Origin of the sequence: Mycobacterium sp. HUMS_12744610 (assembly GCF_041206865.1) — a bacterium.
In the GTDB taxonomy this organism is placed as follows: Bacteria; Actinomycetota; Actinomycetes; order Mycobacteriales; family Mycobacteriaceae; genus Mycobacterium; species Mycobacterium servetii.
In genome coordinates this window covers 3,792,927-3,809,537 of sequence record NZ_JBGEDP010000001.1, presented here as the reverse complement: position 1 = coordinate 3,809,537, position 16,611 = coordinate 3,792,927, and the positions used below count along the sequence as shown (strand labels likewise).

14 protein-coding genes and 1 pseudogene are annotated in these 16,611 nt (G+C 67.6%); 5 read left to right on the top strand and 10 right to left on the bottom strand.

The genetic code is table 11. From position 1 onward, the window contains the following. Window positions 1–28: 28 nt before the first annotated feature. The gene (locus AB8998_RS18225) at window positions 29–1,420 is read left to right on the top strand and encodes a WS/DGAT/MGAT family O-acyltransferase (protein ID WP_369739157.1); all 1,392 of its coding nucleotides are present in this window, start codon (window positions 29–31) and stop codon (window positions 1,418–1,420) included. 33 nt (window positions 1,421–1,453) lie between these two features. Here the strand turns inward: AB8998_RS18225 and AB8998_RS18220 are convergent, their stop codons facing one another. From AB8998_RS18220 to AB8998_RS18190, 7 genes are all read right to left on the bottom strand, one after another. Continuing rightward, a complete protein-coding gene (locus tag AB8998_RS18220) occupies window positions 1,454–2,332 on the bottom strand; it encodes a sulfite exporter TauE/SafE family protein (protein WP_369741640.1) in 879 nt (292 codons plus the stop codon). 42 nt (window positions 2,333–2,374) lie between these two features. Next, a complete protein-coding gene (locus tag AB8998_RS18215; protein WP_369739156.1) occupies window positions 2,375–2,650 on the bottom strand; it encodes a DUF2892 domain-containing protein in 276 nt (91 codons plus the stop codon). A gap of 234 nt (window positions 2,651–2,884) precedes the next feature. Beyond that, a complete protein-coding gene (locus AB8998_RS18210; RefSeq protein WP_369739155.1) occupies window positions 2,885–4,096 on the bottom strand; it encodes a YeeE/YedE thiosulfate transporter family protein in 1,212 nt (403 codons plus the stop codon). A 164-nt stretch (window positions 4,097–4,260) separates the two neighbouring features. Further along, window positions 4,261–4,578 carry a ferredoxin gene (fdxA, locus tag AB8998_RS18205; RefSeq protein WP_369739154.1) on the bottom strand — a complete coding sequence of 106 codons (318 nt, stop codon included), beginning with the start codon at window positions 4,576–4,578 and terminating at the stop codon, window positions 4,261–4,263. 53 nt (window positions 4,579–4,631) lie between these two features. Further along, complete coding sequence (locus tag AB8998_RS18200; protein ID WP_369739153.1) at window positions 4,632–5,996, bottom strand: FAD-dependent oxidoreductase; 1,365 nt, start codon at window positions 5,994–5,996, stop codon at window positions 4,632–4,634. 31 nt (window positions 5,997–6,027) lie between these two features. Next, the gene (locus AB8998_RS18195) at window positions 6,028–6,744 is read right to left on the bottom strand and encodes a phosphoadenylyl-sulfate reductase (RefSeq protein ID WP_369739152.1); all 717 of its coding nucleotides are present in this window, start codon (window positions 6,742–6,744) and stop codon (window positions 6,028–6,030) included. After that, window positions 6,741–8,411 carry a nitrite/sulfite reductase gene (locus tag AB8998_RS18190; protein WP_369739151.1) on the bottom strand — a complete coding sequence of 557 codons (1,671 nt, stop codon included), beginning with the start codon at window positions 8,409–8,411 and terminating at the stop codon, window positions 6,741–6,743. Before AB8998_RS18190 ends, AB8998_RS18195 begins: the two co-directional genes overlap by 4 nt. A 121-nt stretch (window positions 8,412–8,532) precedes the next feature. On the opposite strand from AB8998_RS18190, the pseudogene AB8998_RS18185 reads away from it, so the two are divergent. Continuing rightward, window positions 8,533–8,885, top strand: a pseudogene (locus AB8998_RS18185) (WS/DGAT domain-containing protein); the annotation flags it as partial. A 230-nt stretch (window positions 8,886–9,115) separates the two neighbouring features. Here the strand turns inward: AB8998_RS18185 and AB8998_RS18180 are convergent. Genes AB8998_RS18180 through AB8998_RS18170 form a run of 3 tightly spaced genes read right to left on the bottom strand, consistent with a single transcriptional unit; the run spans window position 9,116 to window position 12,762 of the window. Next, window positions 9,116–10,378 (bottom strand): alpha/beta hydrolase, encoded by a 1,263-nt coding sequence (locus tag AB8998_RS18180; RefSeq protein ID WP_369741639.1) that lies wholly within the window; start codon window positions 10,376–10,378, stop codon window positions 9,116–9,118. Between the two features lie 8 nt (window positions 10,379–10,386). Then, window positions 10,387–12,006 carry an acyl-CoA ligase FadD12 gene (gene fadD12 / locus AB8998_RS18175; protein ID WP_369741638.1) on the bottom strand — a complete coding sequence of 540 codons (1,620 nt, stop codon included), beginning with the start codon at window positions 12,004–12,006 and terminating at the stop codon, window positions 10,387–10,389. Between the two features lie 15 nt (window positions 12,007–12,021). Further along, window positions 12,022–12,762: a lysophospholipid acyltransferase family protein gene (locus AB8998_RS18170; RefSeq protein ID WP_369741637.1), complete on the bottom strand. Its 741-nt coding sequence runs from the start codon at window positions 12,760–12,762 to the stop codon at window positions 12,022–12,024. 286 nt (window positions 12,763–13,048) lie between these two features. Between AB8998_RS18170 and AB8998_RS18165 the strand changes: the two genes are divergently transcribed. Genes AB8998_RS18165 through AB8998_RS18155 form a run of 3 tightly spaced genes read left to right on the top strand, consistent with a single transcriptional unit; the run spans window position 13,049 to window position 16,582 of the window. Next, the gene (locus AB8998_RS18165) at window positions 13,049–13,393 is read left to right on the top strand and encodes a hypothetical protein (protein WP_369739150.1); all 345 of its coding nucleotides are present in this window, start codon (window positions 13,049–13,051) and stop codon (window positions 13,391–13,393) included. Between the two features lie 13 nt (window positions 13,394–13,406). Further along, window positions 13,407–15,164 carry a DUF3556 domain-containing protein gene (locus AB8998_RS18160; RefSeq protein ID WP_369739149.1) on the top strand — a complete coding sequence of 586 codons (1,758 nt, stop codon included), beginning with the start codon at window positions 13,407–13,409 and terminating at the stop codon, window positions 15,162–15,164. Then, window positions 15,161–16,582, top strand: a complete 1,422-nt coding sequence (locus AB8998_RS18155) for a phytoene desaturase family protein (protein ID WP_369739148.1) — start codon at window positions 15,161–15,163, stop codon at window positions 16,580–16,582. The genes AB8998_RS18160 and AB8998_RS18155 overlap by 4 nt, the downstream gene beginning before the upstream one ends. The last annotated feature ends 29 nt before the right edge of the window (window positions 16,583–16,611 follow it).

The window sequence follows — 16,611 nt, the reverse complement described above, 5'->3', positions numbered from 1 at the left end:
TTCGACGCCGAGGGCTACGGTCGGAAGAATGAAACGGCTTTCGAGTGTGGACGCGGCGTTCTGGTCTGCCGAGACCGCGGGCTGGCACATGCACGTCGGCGCACTGGCGATCTGCGATCCCAGCGGTGCGCCGGAGTACAGCTTTCAGCGGCTGCGTCAGCTGATCATCGAGCGCCTGCCCGAGCTGCCGCAGCTGCGCTGGCGCGTCACCGGGGCGCCGCTGGGCCTGGACCGGCCCTGGTTCGTCGAGGACGAGGACCTCGACATCGACTTCCACGTCCGCCGCATCGGGGTGCCCGCGCCGGGCGGGCGCCGCGAACTCGAGGAGCTGGTGGGCAGGCTGATGTCCTACAAGCTGGACCGCGCGCGGCCGCTGTGGGAGCTGTGGGTGATCGAGGGCGTCGAGGGTGGCCGGATCGCCTCGCTGACCAAGATGCACCACGCCATCGTCGACGGGGTCTCCGGCGCCGGGCTCGGTGAGATCCTGCTGGACGTGACGCCCGAACCCCGGCCGCCGCAGCAGGAGACGGTGGGATCGCTGGTGGGTTTCCAGCCGCCGGGCTTTGAACGGCGTGCGGTGGGCGCCCTGATCAACGTCGGTGTCATGACGCCGTTCCGCATCGCCCGGCTGGTGGAGCAGACGCTGCGCCAGCAGATCGCCGCGCTCGGGGTCCGCAGCCGCCCGCCGCGCTTCTTCGAGGCACCCAAAACGCGCTTCAACGCGCCGGTGTCGCCGCACCGGCGAATCACCGGGTGCCGCGTCGAGCTGTCCCGGGCCAAGGCGGTCAAGGACGCCTTCGGCGTCAAGCTCAACGACGTCGTGCTCGCGCTGGTGGCCGGCGCCGCCCGGGAGTATCTGCAAAAGCGCGGCGAGCTGCCGGCCAAGCCGCTGATCGCGCAGATCCCGGTGTCGACCCGCACCGACGACAGCAAGGACGACGTCGGCAACAAGATCAGCTCGATGACCGTGTCGCTGGCCACCGACGTCGACGACCCCGCCGAGCGGCTGCGGGTCATCCACGAGAGCGCGCAGAGCGCCAAGCTGATGGCCAAGGCTCTCTCGGCGCATCAGATCATGGGGCTGACCGAGACCACCCCGCCCGGGCTGCTGCAGCTGGCCGCGCGGGCGTACACCGCCAGCGGGCTGTCGCGAAACCTGGCCCCCATCAACCTGGTCGTTTCCAACGTGCCGGGGCCGCCCTGCCCGCTGTACCTGGCCGGCGCCAAGCTGGATTCGCTGGTTCCGCTCGGTCCGCCGGTGCTGGACGTCGCCTTGAACATCACCTGTTTCTCCTACACGGACTACCTCGACTTCGGCTTCGTGACGACGCCAGAGGTGGCCAACGACATCGACGAGATGGCGGACGGCATCGACCATGCGCTGACCGAACTGGAGAAGGCCGCGGCGCTGGGCTCCTAGCTTTCTCCTGTCCTTGGTTGTCGGGGTATCGGTTTAAATCTCCAATAGCGACTGGACCGCGGTGTACCCGGCGACAGCGACGAGGAGCCACACGAACCATCGGGTCAATCGGTCCGCCGGCACCCGGCCGGCGATCACATCGCCGAGGAGTACCCCGACCATTCCGGCCACGGTGAACGGGATCGCCACTCGCCAGTCGATCCGTGCGTCGGGCAGGCGGGCCACCAGCCCTTCGGCGGAGCTGATGACGATCACCAGCAGGGAGGTCCCGACCGCGAGCGGCATCTCGTAGCCCAGCGCCAGGACCAGCGCCGGCACGATCACGAAGCCGCCGCCCACCCCGAAGAATCCGGTGAAGAATCCGACGACGCTGCCGGCGACGACCACTCGCCAGGCGGTTCCCGGCTTTGTCCGTTGCGGACCGCCGCCTTCACTGGCGTTCGCATCCGAGCCGGCGTGGTGAGCGACGGTGGTCGGCTGGTGGCCGTCGGCAGCGGCGGAGGTCAATTGCTTGGTGTGGCAGGGAGTCTCGGTGTCCCGGGCGCGCATGCGCCATGCAGCCAGCAATATCAGCGCGGAAAACGCAAGCATCAGAACGCTGTTGGGGATTGCACGGCTGAGTAGTGAACCAAGAACCGAGCCGCCGATGCCGACCAATCCGAAAACCAGCCCGGCGACGATCCGCACCCGGCCCGCGCGCAAGTGGCCAACCGTCCCGACCAACGCCGTGGCGCCGACCGCCAACAGCGAGGTCGTCGTCGCCGCGTGGGCCCCCTGGCCCACCCCGTAGACCAGGGCGGGCACCGCCAACATGGAGCCACCACCGCCGAGCGCGCCAAGGGAGAGTCCGATCAGAAAGCCCAACGGTCCCGCGGCGACGACGCCGCCGGTGGTCAGCGCCGCCAAGCGCATCGTGTTCACCGTGGCGCACCCTGCGTGGCCGGGGCCCTGATATCAGGGCCCGGCGGCAATTCCCCAGCGATGAAGTACGGCACTTGCCGGGCCTCCGCGCACCATCGCGTCGAGCACCATATCGGCGCCGGAAATTCCGGTGAGCGGCCGCCGGCGGCTCGAACGCTCACGTCCCGGGGCCAGGGTTGTCAGCATCATGGTGTCGGCGATGAGATTGCCGATCCGCTCGATGCTCCGCCGCTGTGGCGTGAACATCCCGAACGCGCCGCGATCCTTCGCAACCTGGTGTTGCTGGCCGTGCATCGTTGCCGTCCGCATCGGTTGTCGGGCGGCTCGTTTGATTTGCGTCAGCCGAGTCGGGCTTTGATATCCGCTTCGGCTGCAGGGAGATGGTGGCGTAGGCGAGGAGCCCCACCGGGATGATGGCCGTGATGCCCACCTGGGCCAGGGTCAGCGGCGTCGACGCGCGATTGTGGGTCACCAGCGCCGCGACCGCACACGTCGCTGCCGTGCCGCACACAACGATCACGCGCAACCATTTCTCATGCGATTTCATCTTTCTGCACGCGCGTTCCCGTACACGAAACGAGCCGTCGCGGTCATGCCGATGAAGACCGCGATCGCGAAAACCCAGGCGCTGGCGGCCATCTGCACGCCACCACTGAGAAGGTGCCCACTGGTACATCCATCGGTCATCCGCGCACCGAACATCATGACGAAGGTGCCACCGAAGCTGCCGAGTGCCCGCTTGATCGGACCGTTTCCGAACCGGTTGCGCCAGGATGGAGGAATAACCGGCCGGAAGCCTTGAAAATGCCGGCTCACGAAGAGCGCGGCAAGCAATGCGCCGAGGAACGTTCCGATGTCGGAAAACGGCTCCCATCCTACTTTGTGGATCGCCACGTTGCTGTAATCGAAGCTCGGGAGGAACAGTCGACCGGCCAACCACGAGTATGTCGTGGATTCACCGAAAATCTGGTGCAGGAAAATGGCGAGTACCACCAGCAACCCGATAAAGACACTGGTGCTCAACTTGATTCGGGAGTAGAAGTTGCTGTCGGGCACGTCGGCCGCCACCACGCTGTGGAGCCGGTTCGAGCAGTTCTGCCGCAACCCGCCTTCTGCCAAATATGCGGCCGTGTCGCGCATCGATTCCTGATCCCGCGGACTGATCTGTCCGGTGCGGGCTTGCATCACCCAACTTCGGCCGCCTGAATAGCGAGGAAGAAATGCCGTACCGGCGAGCAGTGCAACCGCGTACACGGCGGCGATCAGCAGTGTGAATACCGGCCGAATGTGGTGGACCGAACCGGATGCGATGACATCGCCGTAGCCAGCGGTGTGTAGTAACCACCGGCCGGCCGCCGTTTGATACAGCATTGTCCAGGCTGCGGCGCCCAGGACACCGCCCGGAAACGCATACAACGCGTCGCGGCGGCCCTCGCCGAGGGCCATCAATTCGGAACCCGGGACGTAGCCAGATACCGCCATGCCCGCACCGAACAGCAGTCCACCGATAGCCACGCCGACGACGTATACGGGCTTTGGCGAAAAATGCATGGAAATTCCCAGAGCGTACAGGCCGTAGAGGGCGAGAGCCCCGATTGCGCAAGCGATAGCCAGGCAGCCGACCAACAACCGGTCTTTCCAACGGGCGAGCCGGATCAGGGTCTCCGGATTACCGATTCCCCAGACCTCGCCGACGCCGCCGAACAGGATTCCGAACACCACGCCAATCCACAGCGGGGCTGTCACCGTGATCATTACGGCGTCGACCTTAATGCCCGGGAATCAGCCGGGACCGGCTGAGCGGACAACACAACAGTGCGCGCAGCAGGGTACGGCGCGCGGGCACTGGCCGGCGAGGCGAGTGACCGCGGGCGAAGTGTATGTAGCACAATCAGTTACATTCGCAATATGAGTGACGCCTACTTTGCGGGGTCCTTATTTTTGATCGGGTCCGGGTCGTTGTCGGTCATTCCGACCCGGGCTGCGCCGCCGGGAGAGCCGAGCTGGGCGAAGAAGTCGGCGTTGATCTGGGTGTAGTCACTCCACTCCTCCGGGACGTCTTCGTCGACATAGATGGCTTCGACCGGGCACACCGGCTCGCAGGCGCCGCAATCGATGCACTCGTCGGGCTGGATATAGAGCATGCGTTGACCCTCGTAGATACAGTCGACGGGACATTCGTCGATGCAACTCTTGTCTTTAACGTCGATGCAGGGTTCGGTAATCACAAACGTCACGGATTTTGCCTTCCTTTCCAGCTCATGGCGGGCGATACGGTGCGAGGAACGGGTCAATCGTGGCCAACCCGCAGCATTTCGGCAATGGTGGACAGCTTGACGCGGGGCCTGCCGCAGGACTGACCGGCTTTTCGCTCGTAGGCGTCGATGAGCTTCCAGTGTGCGGCAGTGACCAGTTGCGGTCGGCGTGCGGCCAGCCAGGTGGCGAGTTGGTCGGCGTGGTCGGCGCCGAACTCGGTGAGCCCGGAATCTCCGGCGGCACGCAGGTCGTTGAGCAGCGTGTCGACGGTTTCTTGGGAATCTTTTTTGTTGGTGCCGATAACCCCGGTGGGTCCGCGTTTTATCCAGCCGACGACGTAGGCGTTGCGGCTGCCCGCGACCTTGCCGTTGGTGTTGGGGATGGTGCCACTGCGGTCGTCGAACGGCAGCCCGGCGGTGGGGACGCCGCGGTAACCGACCGCTCGGACGACGAGTTGGGCGGAAAGGGTTTCGCGTGCGCCGGTGTCCTTGGCCACCACCGCGCCGTTGTCGTCGCGGACCAGCTCGTTGCGGCCCAGCACGACCTGCTCGACTTTGCCGTTGCCGCGGATCTCGATGGGCGAGCTCAAGAAGTGGAAGACGATGCGGCGGTAGCCGGGATGGGGCTGGCGGGCGGCGTATTGACGCAGCACGGCCACGTTGTTCTTGACGGTCTTGCTCGCCGCGGCGACATCGTCGTCGTCGACCGCCAGTTGGGCCGGGTCGACGATGACGTCGACGCCGCCCAGCTCGCCCAATTCGCGAAGCTCCAGTGTGGTGAACGCGGCCTGCAACGGGCCGCGCCGGCCCACGATCAGCACTTCGCGTACTCCGCAGGGTCGCAGCGATTCCAGCGCATGATCGGCGATGTCGGTGGTCGCGAGGACGTCAGGGTCGGTCACCAGCATCCGTGCCACGTCCAGGGCGACATTGCCGTTGCCGACCACGACAGCCCGCGCCCCGGACAGGTCGGGCGCCATCTGTGAGAAGTTCGGGTGGGCGTTGTACCAACCCACGAAGTCGACCGCGGCCACACTCCCGACCAGGTGTTCCCCGGGAATGTTGAGCGGCCGATCAGATTGCGCGCCGACGGCATAGATCACGGCGTCGTACTGCCGGGCCAGCTCGTCCACGCTGATATGTTGGCCCACTGCGACATTCCCGAAAAACCGGAAGCGCGGATCATCGGCAGTCTTTTCGAACTGCTTGCTGACGGACTTGATCTTGGGATGATCCGGCGCCACCCCCGAGCGCACCAAACCCCACGGGGTCGGCAACATCTCCAGCATGTCGACCGTCACGTCGAAGTCCGCCGATGCGTCGGCGGCCTTCAACAGGGACGCCGCGGCGAAGAATGCCGACGGGCCGGAGCCGACGATCGCAATGTAAAAGCGACGCATCACCACCGAATTTCCCTTCGACGACGGTGATTCACGGTGCTTTCGGGACGTGTAGCCCGCACTCGGTCTTGTTCAATCCCTGCCAACGTCCGCTACGTTTGTCGGCGCCCGGCGCCGGCTTCGTGGTGTTCGGTGCGCACCCGATCGACGTGTAGCCCTCTTCCATAAGGGGATTGACCAGCACCTTGTGTTCCGTGATATAGCGCTGCATGTCGTCATCGGTCCAGGCGGCCAACGGATTAACCTTGAGCAACCCGAACGTCTCGTCGAAGCTGATCAGCGGGGCGTCGGCGCGAGTGGGCGCGTCGACCCGCCGGAGCCCGGTCACCCAGGCGCGAAATCCGTGTTCGGACAGTGCTTTGGTCAACGGGACGACCTTGCGCAACCGGCAGCACTCGTCGGGATCGGTGTGGCACAGGCTCGTTCCCAGAGCCAGCACCGACGGTTCGGGACCGATGGTCAGCATCCGCACGTCGTAGCTGGCCGCGACCGCGTCACGCATGCCGAGGGTTTCGCTGAATTCGTTGCCGGTGTCGATGTAGAGCACCGGCACACCCGGGCGCACGGCGGCGGCCAGGTCGATGAGCACCGCGTCCTGCATGTTCGACGCGACGACGTAATGCTCGCCGAACTGCGCGTCCGTCCAGCGCAGCAGGTCGGTCGCGTCGGCGCCGTCAAGTTCGGCCGCGCCGCGGGCGGCCAGGTCGCGCAACTGGTCCTCGGTCCAGCTGTCGGTGTGTTGACTCATCGCAGATCCTCTTCGTCGGCGCGCATAGCCCACTGCGCGAATCGTTCGCCGTCCTGACGCTGATCGACGAAGTTGCGCACCACGCGGTCGATATAGTCACCGAGATCGGTGCTGAAAACCTTGTGCTGGCGCAGCTTTCGCCCGAACTCGGCACCCGCGCCAACGCTGCCGCCGAGATGCACCTGAAAGCCTTCCACCGCCCCGCCGTGACCGTCGTCGACCATTTGGCCCTTGAAGCCGATGTCGGCGATCTGCACCCGGGCGCACGAATTCGGGCACCCGTTGAGGTGCACGCTGATCGGCACGTCCAGCGCGCTGTTGAGATCGGCCAGACGGCGCTCCAGTTCGGGGACCAAGGTTTGGGCTCGGACCCGTGTCTCGGTGAAAGACAATTTGCAGAATTCAATCCCACTGCAGGCCATCAGATTTTTCCGCCAGCGTGACGGCTGCCGCGGCAGGCCCACGGCGTCGAGGCCGGCCAGTGTGTCGTCAAGTTTGTCGTCGGGCACATCGAGCACGATCAATTTCTGATATGGACTCAACCGGGCCCGGTCCGAGCCGGCTTTCCCCATCAGATCGGCCACCGCCGACAAGATGGTGCCAGAAACCCGTCCGGCGATCGGGGCGACCCCGATCGCATTGTGGCCGTTTTTTTGCCGCTGTACACCGACATGGTCGATCGGGAAAGCCGGCGGCTCGGGGGCCGGGCCGTCACGAAGCGAGCGGTGCAGGTACTCGGTTTGCAGGATGTGTCGGAATTTCTCCACACCCCAGTCCTTGACCAGAAACTTCATTCGCGCCTTGGAACGCAGCCGACGGTAACCATAGTCACGAAACAGCGCAGTCACCGCCTCCCACACATCGGGCACCTCGTCCAGCGGGACCCAGGCCCCTAATCGCTGGGCGAGCATCGGATTGGTGGACAACCCGCCACCGACCCACAAGTCCGTCCCCGGGCCGTGCTCAGGGTGGTCAACCCCGATAAACGCCACATCGTGGGTTTCGTGTGAGACGTCCTGCAAACCCGAAATCGCGGTCTTGTATTTACGCGGCAGATTCGCGTACTCCGGGTTATCCAAAAACCGCCGGACGATCTCGTCGATCGCGGGGGTCGCGTCGAGCACCTCATCGACAGACTCACCAGCCAGAGGCGACCCGTGGAAGCCACGCGGACAATCCCCACACGCCTCGATGGTCGACAGGCCCACCGTCTCCAACCGACGCCAGATCTCGGGAACGTCTTCGATCTGCACCCAATGAATCTGCAGATTTTCCCGATCCCCGATATCGGCGGTATCGCGGGCGAACTCTGTGGAAATCTCCCCCAGGGCGGCCACCGCGGCGGCCGACCACGCCTTACCGTCCGAGCGGACCCGCATCATGAAGTTGCGGCTCTCAATCACGTCGATGTTCTCGTCACCGGTCCACGAGCCGTCATACCCTTGTTCCCTCTGGGTGTACAAACCCATCCAGCGGAACCGGCCCCGCAGATCGGTCTTGTCGATGCTGTCGAACCCCGCCGCAGCGTAGGTGTTCAGGATGCGGTCACGCACATTGAGCGGCGCGTCGTCGTGTTTGAACTGCTCGTTGTCATTAAGCGGCGCCCGACCTGCCGACGCCCACTGGCCCTCGGAGCGCTGACGACCCGAATGAGTCGATGCATTCAATCCCGGTCCTCCTCCTGAAGCGGATGACACTTCAGTCGCGGTTGCCCACGGCACCGACGTGCTAAACGGGGGACCTGCTGTGAAAAACAAGGGAACGTCCTGAGCGCATCGATCGCCTCGGGCCGAGGCGCTGTCGGCGCATCAGATCACGGGGCTGACCGGGACCACCCCGCCCGGGCTGCAGCTGGCCGCGCGGGCTTACACCGCCAGCGGGCTGTCGCGAAAACCGGGCCCCATCAACCTGGTCGTGTCCAACGTGACGGGGCCGCCGTGAGCGCTGTACCTGGCCGGCGCGAAGCTGGATTCGCTGGTTCCGCCCGGTCCGCCGGTGCTGGACGTCGCCTTGAACGTCACCTGTTTCTCCTACACGGACTACCTCGACTTCGGCGCGTGACGACGCCAGAGGTGGCCAACGACATCGACGAGATGGCCGACGGCATCGCGTCGGCGCTGACCGGGCTGGAGAAGGCGGCTGCGCAGGTGTCGGTCGCCGGTGCGGTAGGCGTCGATGGCGTTGCGGTGGCGCAGATTGTCGCCGATGTCGTCCAGTCCGTCGAGAAGCAGTTTGCGGGGCCGACGGAGTCACCGCATCTGCATCCCCGGGTCGACCGCGGTCATGCGTTGGTGCAGGAGCCGATGAAGGCGGTGTCGATGGGTATGGTGGTCATCGACGCCGGTGACGCGGCTCCAGGCTGATTTTTCGGCTAGCCGCGGTCCGGATGGGTAGTGGCGTAGACCCAGGACAAAAACCGTGCCACCGCCTCGGCGGATTGGTGCGCCCGCGGCGACGAGAAGATGTCGAAAGCGTGCTGGGCGCCGGGCAATTCGGCGTAGGCGACCGGCGACTTGGACACCGCGCGCAGTTCGTCGACGAATTCCTGCGCCTCGCCGACCGGGATGAGCGAGTCGTCGCGGCCGTGCAGGACGAAGAACGGCGGCGCGTCGGCGCGCAGCCGCCGGATCGGCGAGGCGTCGACGTAGAGGTGCCGGTGCGAAGCGAATTCCCTTTTGACGACGAACTTCTCGAGCAGGCGTATGAATTCGCGACGCCCGTCGCCCTCGGTGGAGTACCAGTCGTAGCGCCCGTACACCGGAACCGCGGCGACCACCGAGGTGTCGGCGTCCTCGAAGCCCGGCTGGTATTGGGGGTCGCCCGCGGTCAGCGCGGCCAGCGAACACAGGTGACCGCCCGCGGACCCGCCGGTGATCGCGACGAAGTCGGGGTCGCCTCCGTAGTCGGCGATGTTCTCCTTCACCCACGCCAGCGCGCGTTTGACGTCGACGATATGGTCGGGCCAAGTGTGCCGCGGGGACACCCGGTAGCCGATCGACACGCACACCCAGCCGCGGGCGGCCAGGTGGCTCATCAGCGGGTAAGCCTGCGGGCGGCGCATCCCGATCACCCAGGCCCCGCCGGGCACCTGCAGCAGCACCGGTGCCTTGCCGTCGCGCGGCAGGTCGCGGCGCCGCCAGACGTCGGCGAGGTTCGCGCGGCCGTGCGGGCCGTAGCGCACCACGTTGGTCTTCTCGACGTAGCGACGGCGCGCGACGGTGTTGGCCAGCGGCAGGATCCGGCGCCCGCGGCGGGTGAAGGCCGCCGGGAGGTCGAGGATGTCGTTGGCGTAGTCGGGGCCGAGTTGTTCGCGCAGCCCGGCCTCGAGCACGGGGCCGGGGGTGGTGACGCCGCGGTAGCGGATCGCCCCCAGGATCGCCCACGACGCGACCGTCAGGACGAGCGCCGCCCGGCCCCGGGGCCCGGCGAAGTCGCCGCGCCGGCCGCGGCGCAGCGCATCCACCAGGGAGGCCGAGAAGTAAAGGCCCGGCACCTCCGAGGTCGGCCAGCCGAACCAGAACACCAGAACGGTGCTGTAACCCTTGCGGGCCAGCGGCCGGAAGCCGTTGGCGGCGTTGGCCAATTCCAGCGCGGCCCGGGCCAGGGGCCGCGGGCGGCACAGCCGCCCGGTCAGCCCGAACCTCACGAGCCGGTGACCTTCGCCCGCAGTTCGTTGCGCAGGATCTTGCCGGTGCTGCCGCGGGGGAGTTCCTCGACGATCGCGATCTCGCGGGGAACCTTGTAGTTGGCCAGGTTCTCGCGGACGTGTTGCTTGAGGTCGTCGGAGGTCGCCGACTCGCCGGGGTTCAGCACCACGAATGCGGCCAGCCGCTGCCCGTACTCCTTGTCGTCGATGCCGATCACCGCGGCCTCGGCCACGCCGGGATGTGCGGCCAGGGCCGTCTCCACCTCGATGGGGTAGACGTTCTCGCCGCCGGAGACGATCATCTCGTCGTCGCGGCCCACGACGAACAGCCGTCCGGCGGCGTCGAGGTATCCGACGTCGCCCGACGACATGAACCCGGCGTGGAAGTCTTTCGTGGTGCCCGAGGTGTAGCCCTCGAACTGGGTGTCGTTGCGCACGTAGATGGTGCCCACCTCGCCGGTGGGCAGTTCGTTGAATTCGGAGTCCAGGATCCGGATCTCGGTTCCGCCCGCGGCCCGGCCGGCGGTGTCGGGCGCGGCGCGCAGGTCCTGCGGGGTGGCGGTGGCGATCATGCCCGCCTCGGTGGCGTTGTAGTTGTTGTAGATCACGTCGCCGAACTCGTCCATGAACGCCGTGACGACGTCGGGGCGCATCCGCGACCCCGATGCCGCCGCGAACCGTAACGACTTGCCGCTGTAGCGGTTTCGTACCTCGTCGGGCAGCTCCATGATGCGGTCGAACATCACAGGCACCACCGCCAGGCCCGTCGCCCGGTGGCGGTCGACCAGCTCGAGGGTGGCCTCCGGGTCGAACTTGCGCCGGGTGACCACCGTGCAGGCCATCGACGCGGCGAAGATCAGCTGCGAAAAGCCCCAGGCGTGGAACATCGGCGCCACGATTACGACCGTCTCCTCGGCGCGCCACGGCGTGCGGTCCAGGATCGCCTTGAGCGTGCCCACCCCGGCGTTGCCGCCGGTCTGGTTGGCGCCCTTGGGCGTTCCGGTGGTACCGGAGGTGAGCAGGATCATCCGGCCCTTGCCGCCGGTGCGGCGGGGCTGCTGCCCGGCGTGCTCGGCGGCGAGCCCCTCGACCGTCAGGCCGTGCTGTCCCTCGGTCCAGGCCACGATGCGTGTGGCGTCCGGCCGGTCGGCCAGCGCGCGGTCCACCGTCTCGGTGAACTCCTCGTCGTAGACGACCGCGTCGACGCCCTCGCGGTTGACCACATCGGCCAGCGCCGGCCCGGCGAACGACGTGTTGAGCAGCACGACGTCGGAGCCGATCCGGTTGACGGCCACCACCGCCTCGACGAAGCCGCGGTGGTTGCGGCACATGACCCCGACCACCTTCGGCTGGCCCGAGGGCAGGCCCTGCAGCGCCGCGGCGAACGCGTTGATCCGCTCGTCGAGCTGCCGCCACGTGAGCGTGCCGAGCTCGTCGATCAGGCCGGGGCGGTCCGGGCAGCGCTGCGCCGCGCCGGCGAAGCCCACCGTCATGCCCAAGCCTTCGCGGCTCATGGCGGCGGCGATCTTCAGGTAGCGGTCGGGCCGCATCGGCGCGAGCAATCCGGCGCGGCGCAGGGTGGCGATGAGGCCGAGGGTCTGGTCGATGCGCCCGATGAGAGAAGCCACGGCTCAGCCCAGGATCGGGAAACGGCGTTTGGCGGCGAGCTCGTCGAGACCCTGCTGCATGACCGAGCGCACGTACTCGTCGACCTCGTCGACGTCGGGGTCCTCACCGAAGCGCGCCGCGATGTCGATCGGCTCCAGCACCCGCGTCACGATCTTGGTGGGCAGTGGCACGTTGGGCGGGATCACGGCGCTCAGGCCGAACGGGAAGCCGAACGACAGCGGCAGGATGGCGCTGCGCAGCAGGCGCTTCACCCCGAGCCGCTCGGCCAGCCAGGTGCCGCGGGACAGGTAGAGCTGGGTCTCCTGCCCGCCGACCGACACCGCGGGCACGATGGGCACCCCGGCCTCGACCGCCGTGCGCACGTAGCCCTTGCGGCCGTTGAAGTCGATGACGTTCTCCGAGAAGGTGGGCCGGTAGGCGTCGTAGTCGCCGCCGGGAAACACGATCACGACACCGCCGGAGCGCAGGGCGCGGGCCGCGTTCTCCCGGCTGGCCCGGATGTAGCCGGTGCGCCGCAAGAACTGCCCGCTGGGCCCCGTCATGAGGATGTCGTGGCTCAGCGTGTAGACGGGCCGGTCGTACCCGAACTTCGCGTAGAAGTCGGCGCTGAAGATCGGGACGTCCATCGGGAACATGCCGCCGGAATGGTTGCCGACCACCAACGCCCCGCCGGGCGGGAACGAGTCCAGCCCGAGCACCTGGCAGCGGAAGTACGTCTTGAGCACCGGGCGCATGACGCCCATGACGCGCTGCGTCAGTCCGGGATCCCACCTGTCGATGTCGCCGGTATCCGCGCTGTCGTCGGTCACGTCGCTCCTGGGGTTGCTGCCACGGTGATTTCCTCGATCGTAACGGGCCGGGTGTCGGGCAGTTTCCTCCGCATTTTCCGGCGGATTCCGCCGCGGCGGGCGTAGCGGCGGCGGTATCTTGTCGTCCACACGTATGGTGCCGGTCGTATCCGGCGCGCTATTGTTACGCACGCCCGACGGTAAACTCCCAGTTGAGAGGGACGGAATGGACCTCGCCGGCATGACTGACACGCCCGAGCGGGTCCGCACCACCGGGGTGACTCCCGACGAATCCGTCGCCGCGGCGGTCGAGACGGCCGACCGCCGCCAGGCCGAGTACTTTCTGGGGCTGCTGATGCAGCGCCGGCGCCTCGTCGACCACCGGATCGAGCAATATCGCAAGGCGGTCGCCGCCGCCCAGAACGGCGGCGACGCCGAATGCTCCTACGGCTTGCGGCGGATGGCCCACGCCGAAGAGGACCGGCGGACTCTCGAAGATCTGATTCAGAACCTGCGGCGGCGCTTCCCGCGTCAGGACCCGGGCGGCGTCCCCGGCGGTGCGCAGGTGCGGTTCGCCGTCCGGTAGGCGTAGTCGGCCGATGGGCTTCATGACACCGGAGTTTCCCGACGTCGACCCCGCAACCTGGCCCAGCCGGCCGCGGGCCGAGCGGCGCCAGATCATGGCCCGGCACTGGGTCGAGCACGGTTTCGGCTCCCCGTATGCGGTGTACCTGTTCTACGTCGTCAAGGTCGCGCTCTATGTCGCCGGTGCCGCCGCGGTGATCTCTCTGACCCCGGGGCTGGGCGGGCTCGGGCGCGTTGCCGGCTGGTGGACCCAGCCGATCGTGTACCAGAAGGTGGTCGTCTTCACGCTGCTGTTCGAGATCCTCGGCCTGGGCTGCGGGTCGGGGCCGCTGACCGCGCGCTTCTGGCCGCCGTTCGGTGGCTTTCTATATTGGTTGCGGCCCAACACGATCCGGCTGCCGCCCTGGCCGGGCAAGGTGCCCTTGACCGCCGGCGACAACCGCGCCGTCGTCGACGTGGCGCTCTACGTCATCGTGCTGGGGTCGGGGGTGTGGGCCCTGCTCGCGCCGGGGACCGGCGGGCCGGTCACCCCCTCCAACGACATTGGCCTGATCGATCCCGTGCGGGTGCTGCCCGCGATCGTCGCGCTGGCCCTGCTGGGACTGCGCGACAAGACCGTCTTCCTGGCCGCGCGCGGCGAGCACTACGGGCTGACGCTGCTGGTGTTCTTCTTCGGCTTCACCGACCAGATCGCCGCCTTCAAGATCATCATGCTCGCGCTGTGGTGGGGGGCGGCGACCTCCAAACTCAACCACCACTTCCCCTACGTGGTGGCGGTCATGATGAGCAACAGCCCGCTGCTGCGCAGCAGGGCGTTCAACTGGTTCAAGCGCAGGCTCTACCTCGACCCCGTCGACGACCTGCGCCCCTCGTGGGTGCCGAAGGTCATGGCCCACGTCGGCGGCACCACCGCCGAGTTCCTGGTGCCCCTGGTGTTGGTCTTCTTCGCCGACGGCCATCGCTGGGCCTGGTTTCTCATCGGGTTCATGGTGCTGTTCCACCTCAACATCACCTCGACCATTCCGATGGGAGTCCCGTTGGAATGGAACGTGTTCTTCATCTTCTCGCTGATCTACCTGTTCGGGCACTACGCCGGGGTGACGGCGTTGGGCCTGCGCTCGCCGTTGCTGCTGGCCATCATGATCGCGGCGCTGGCGGTGGTGCCGATCGTGGGAAACCTTTTCCCCGAACAGATCTCGTTCCTGCCCGCGATGCGCTACTACGCCGGGAACTGGGCGACCAGCACCTGGTGCCTGCGCACCGGCGCCGAGGACAAGATCGAGGCGAGCATCACCAAGGCGTCGGCCCTGCCCCCGAATCAGCTTGCCCGCCTCTATGGTCCGGAAACCTCCGAACTGATGATCGACAAGCTGATGGCATGGCGGTCGATGCACACCCACGGGCGAACGCTCAACGGCCTGGTTCCCCGCGCCCTGTGCGGGGCCGACGAGGCGGACTATCGCCTGCGGGACGGGGAGATCATGGCCGGGCCGCTGATCGGCTGGAATTTCGGGGAGGGCCACCTGCACAACGAGCAGTTGCTCGCCGCCGTGCAGCGGCGCTGCCGATTCGAGGACGGCGACGTGCGGGTGATCATCCTGGAAAGCCAGCCGATCCAGGCCCAGCGGCAGGGATATCGCATCGTCGACGCCAAGGCCGGCCTGATCGAAGAGGGCTATGTCGACGTCGCGGACATGCTGACCCGCCAGCCGTGGCCGGAGCCCGGTGACGACTATCCGGTCCACGTGACGGCCCGGCGTGCCAACCGATGACCCGGGCCGTCGTCGTCGGGGCCGGGCCGAACGGCCTGGCCGCAGCGATCCATCTGGCCCGGCACGGTGTCGACGTGCAGGTGCTCGAGGCCCGTGACAGCGTCGGCGGGGGAGCGCGCTCGGGGGAGCTGACGGTGCCCGGGGTCGTCCACGACCACTGCTCGGCGTTCCACCCGCTCGGCGTCGGGTCCCCGTTCTGGCAGGAGATCGACCTGGGGCGCCACGGGCTGGTGTGGAAGTGGCCCGAGGTCGACTGCGCCCACCCGCTCGACGACGGCACGGCCGGCGTGCTGTACCGGTCGATCGATCGGACCACGGGCGGCATGGGGCCCGACGCGACGCGGTGGCGGCGTGCCGTCGGAGACCTCGCGGCGGGGTTCGACGCGCTGGCCGAGGATCTGCTCCGCCCGGTGCTCAACGTCCCGCGACACCCGCTGCGGCTGGCCGGTTTCGGGCCGCGCGCGCTGCTGCCCGCCACCACGATGGCCCGCTGGTTCCGCACCGAACAGGCGCGCGCGCTGTTCGGCGGCACCGCCGCGCACGTCTACACCCGGCTGGACCGGCCGCTGACCGCGTCGCTGGGCCTGATGATCCTGGCCAGCGGGCACCGCTACGGCTGGCCCGTGGCCGAAGGCGGATCCGGGGCGATTACCCGCGCCCTGGCCGCCGCGCTGGCCGAGCACGGCGGCTCCGTGGCCACCGGAGTGACCGTCACCGTCCGCCGCGACATCCCCGACGCCGACATCGTCATGCTCGATCTGAGCCCCGCGCTGGCCTACGACCTCTACGGCGACCTCATGCCCGCCCGGATCGGGCGCTCCTACCGGCGCTACCGCGAGGGCGCATCGGCGTTCAAGGTCGACTTCGTCATCGAGGGCGACATCCCGTGGACGAACACCGACTGCGGGCGCGCCGGCACCGTCCATCTCGGCGGCTCGTTCGCCGAGGTCGCCGACACCGAACGCCAACGCGCACAAGGTAGGATGGTACGGCGCCCGTTCGTGCTCGTGGGGCAGCAGTACCTGGCGGACCCGTCGCGCAGCGCCGGCAACCTCAACCCGGTGTGGGCCTACGCGCACGTGCCCTTCGGTTACGACGGCGACGCCACCGCCGCGGTCGTCGCGCAGATCGAGCGGTTCGCCCCTGGCTTTCGCGACCGCGTCGTCGCCACCGTCAGCAAGGGCACCGCCGATCTTCAGGCCTACAACCCCAACTTCGTCGGCGGGGACATCATCGGCGGCGCCAACGACGGGCTGCAGGTCCTGTTCCGCCCGCGGATCGCCGTCAACCCGTATGCGACCGGCGTACCGGGGGTGTACCTGTGTTCGCAGTCCACGCCGCCGGGCGCCGGTGTCCACGGACTGTGCGGGTACCACGCCGCCGACGCGGCGCTGCGCTGGTTGCGCACGCGGCGCTGAACTATCCGCCGTTGCCGAAACGTGACTGA

Bases quoted from the DNA above. Each gene is read 5' to 3' on its own strand.
- AB8998_RS18215 (WP_369739156.1), bottom strand. From the start codon at position 2,650: ATGCGGACGGCAACGATGCACGGCCAGCAACACCAGGTTGCGAAGGAT.
- AB8998_RS18160 (WP_369739149.1), top strand. From the start codon at position 13,407: ATGGGCTTCATGACACCGGAGTTTCCCGACGTCGACCCCGCAACCTGG.
- AB8998_RS18210 (WP_369739155.1), bottom strand. From the start codon at position 4,096: ATGATCACGGTGACAGCCCCGCTGTGGATTGGCGTGGTGTTCGGAATC.
- AB8998_RS18165 (WP_369739150.1), top strand. From the start codon at position 13,049: ATGACTGACACGCCCGAGCGGGTCCGCACCACCGGGGTGACTCCCGAC.
- AB8998_RS18225 (WP_369739157.1), top strand. From the start codon at position 29: ATGAAACGGCTTTCGAGTGTGGACGCGGCGTTCTGGTCTGCCGAGACC.
- AB8998_RS18155 (WP_369739148.1), top strand. From the start codon at position 15,161: ATGACCCGGGCCGTCGTCGTCGGGGCCGGGCCGAACGGCCTGGCCGCA.
- AB8998_RS18195 (WP_369739152.1), bottom strand. From the start codon at position 6,744: ATGAGTCAACACACCGACAGCTGGACCGAGGACCAGTTGCGCGACCTG.
- AB8998_RS18200 (WP_369739153.1), bottom strand. From the start codon at position 5,996: ATGCGTCGCTTTTACATTGCGATCGTCGGCTCCGGCCCGTCGGCATTC.
- AB8998_RS18170 (WP_369741637.1), bottom strand. From the start codon at position 12,762: ATGGGCGTCATGCGCCCGGTGCTCAAGACGTACTTCCGCTGCCAGGTG.
- AB8998_RS18220 (WP_369741640.1), bottom strand. From the start codon at position 2,332: ATGCGCTTGGCGGCGCTGACCACCGGCGGCGTCGTCGCCGCGGGACCG.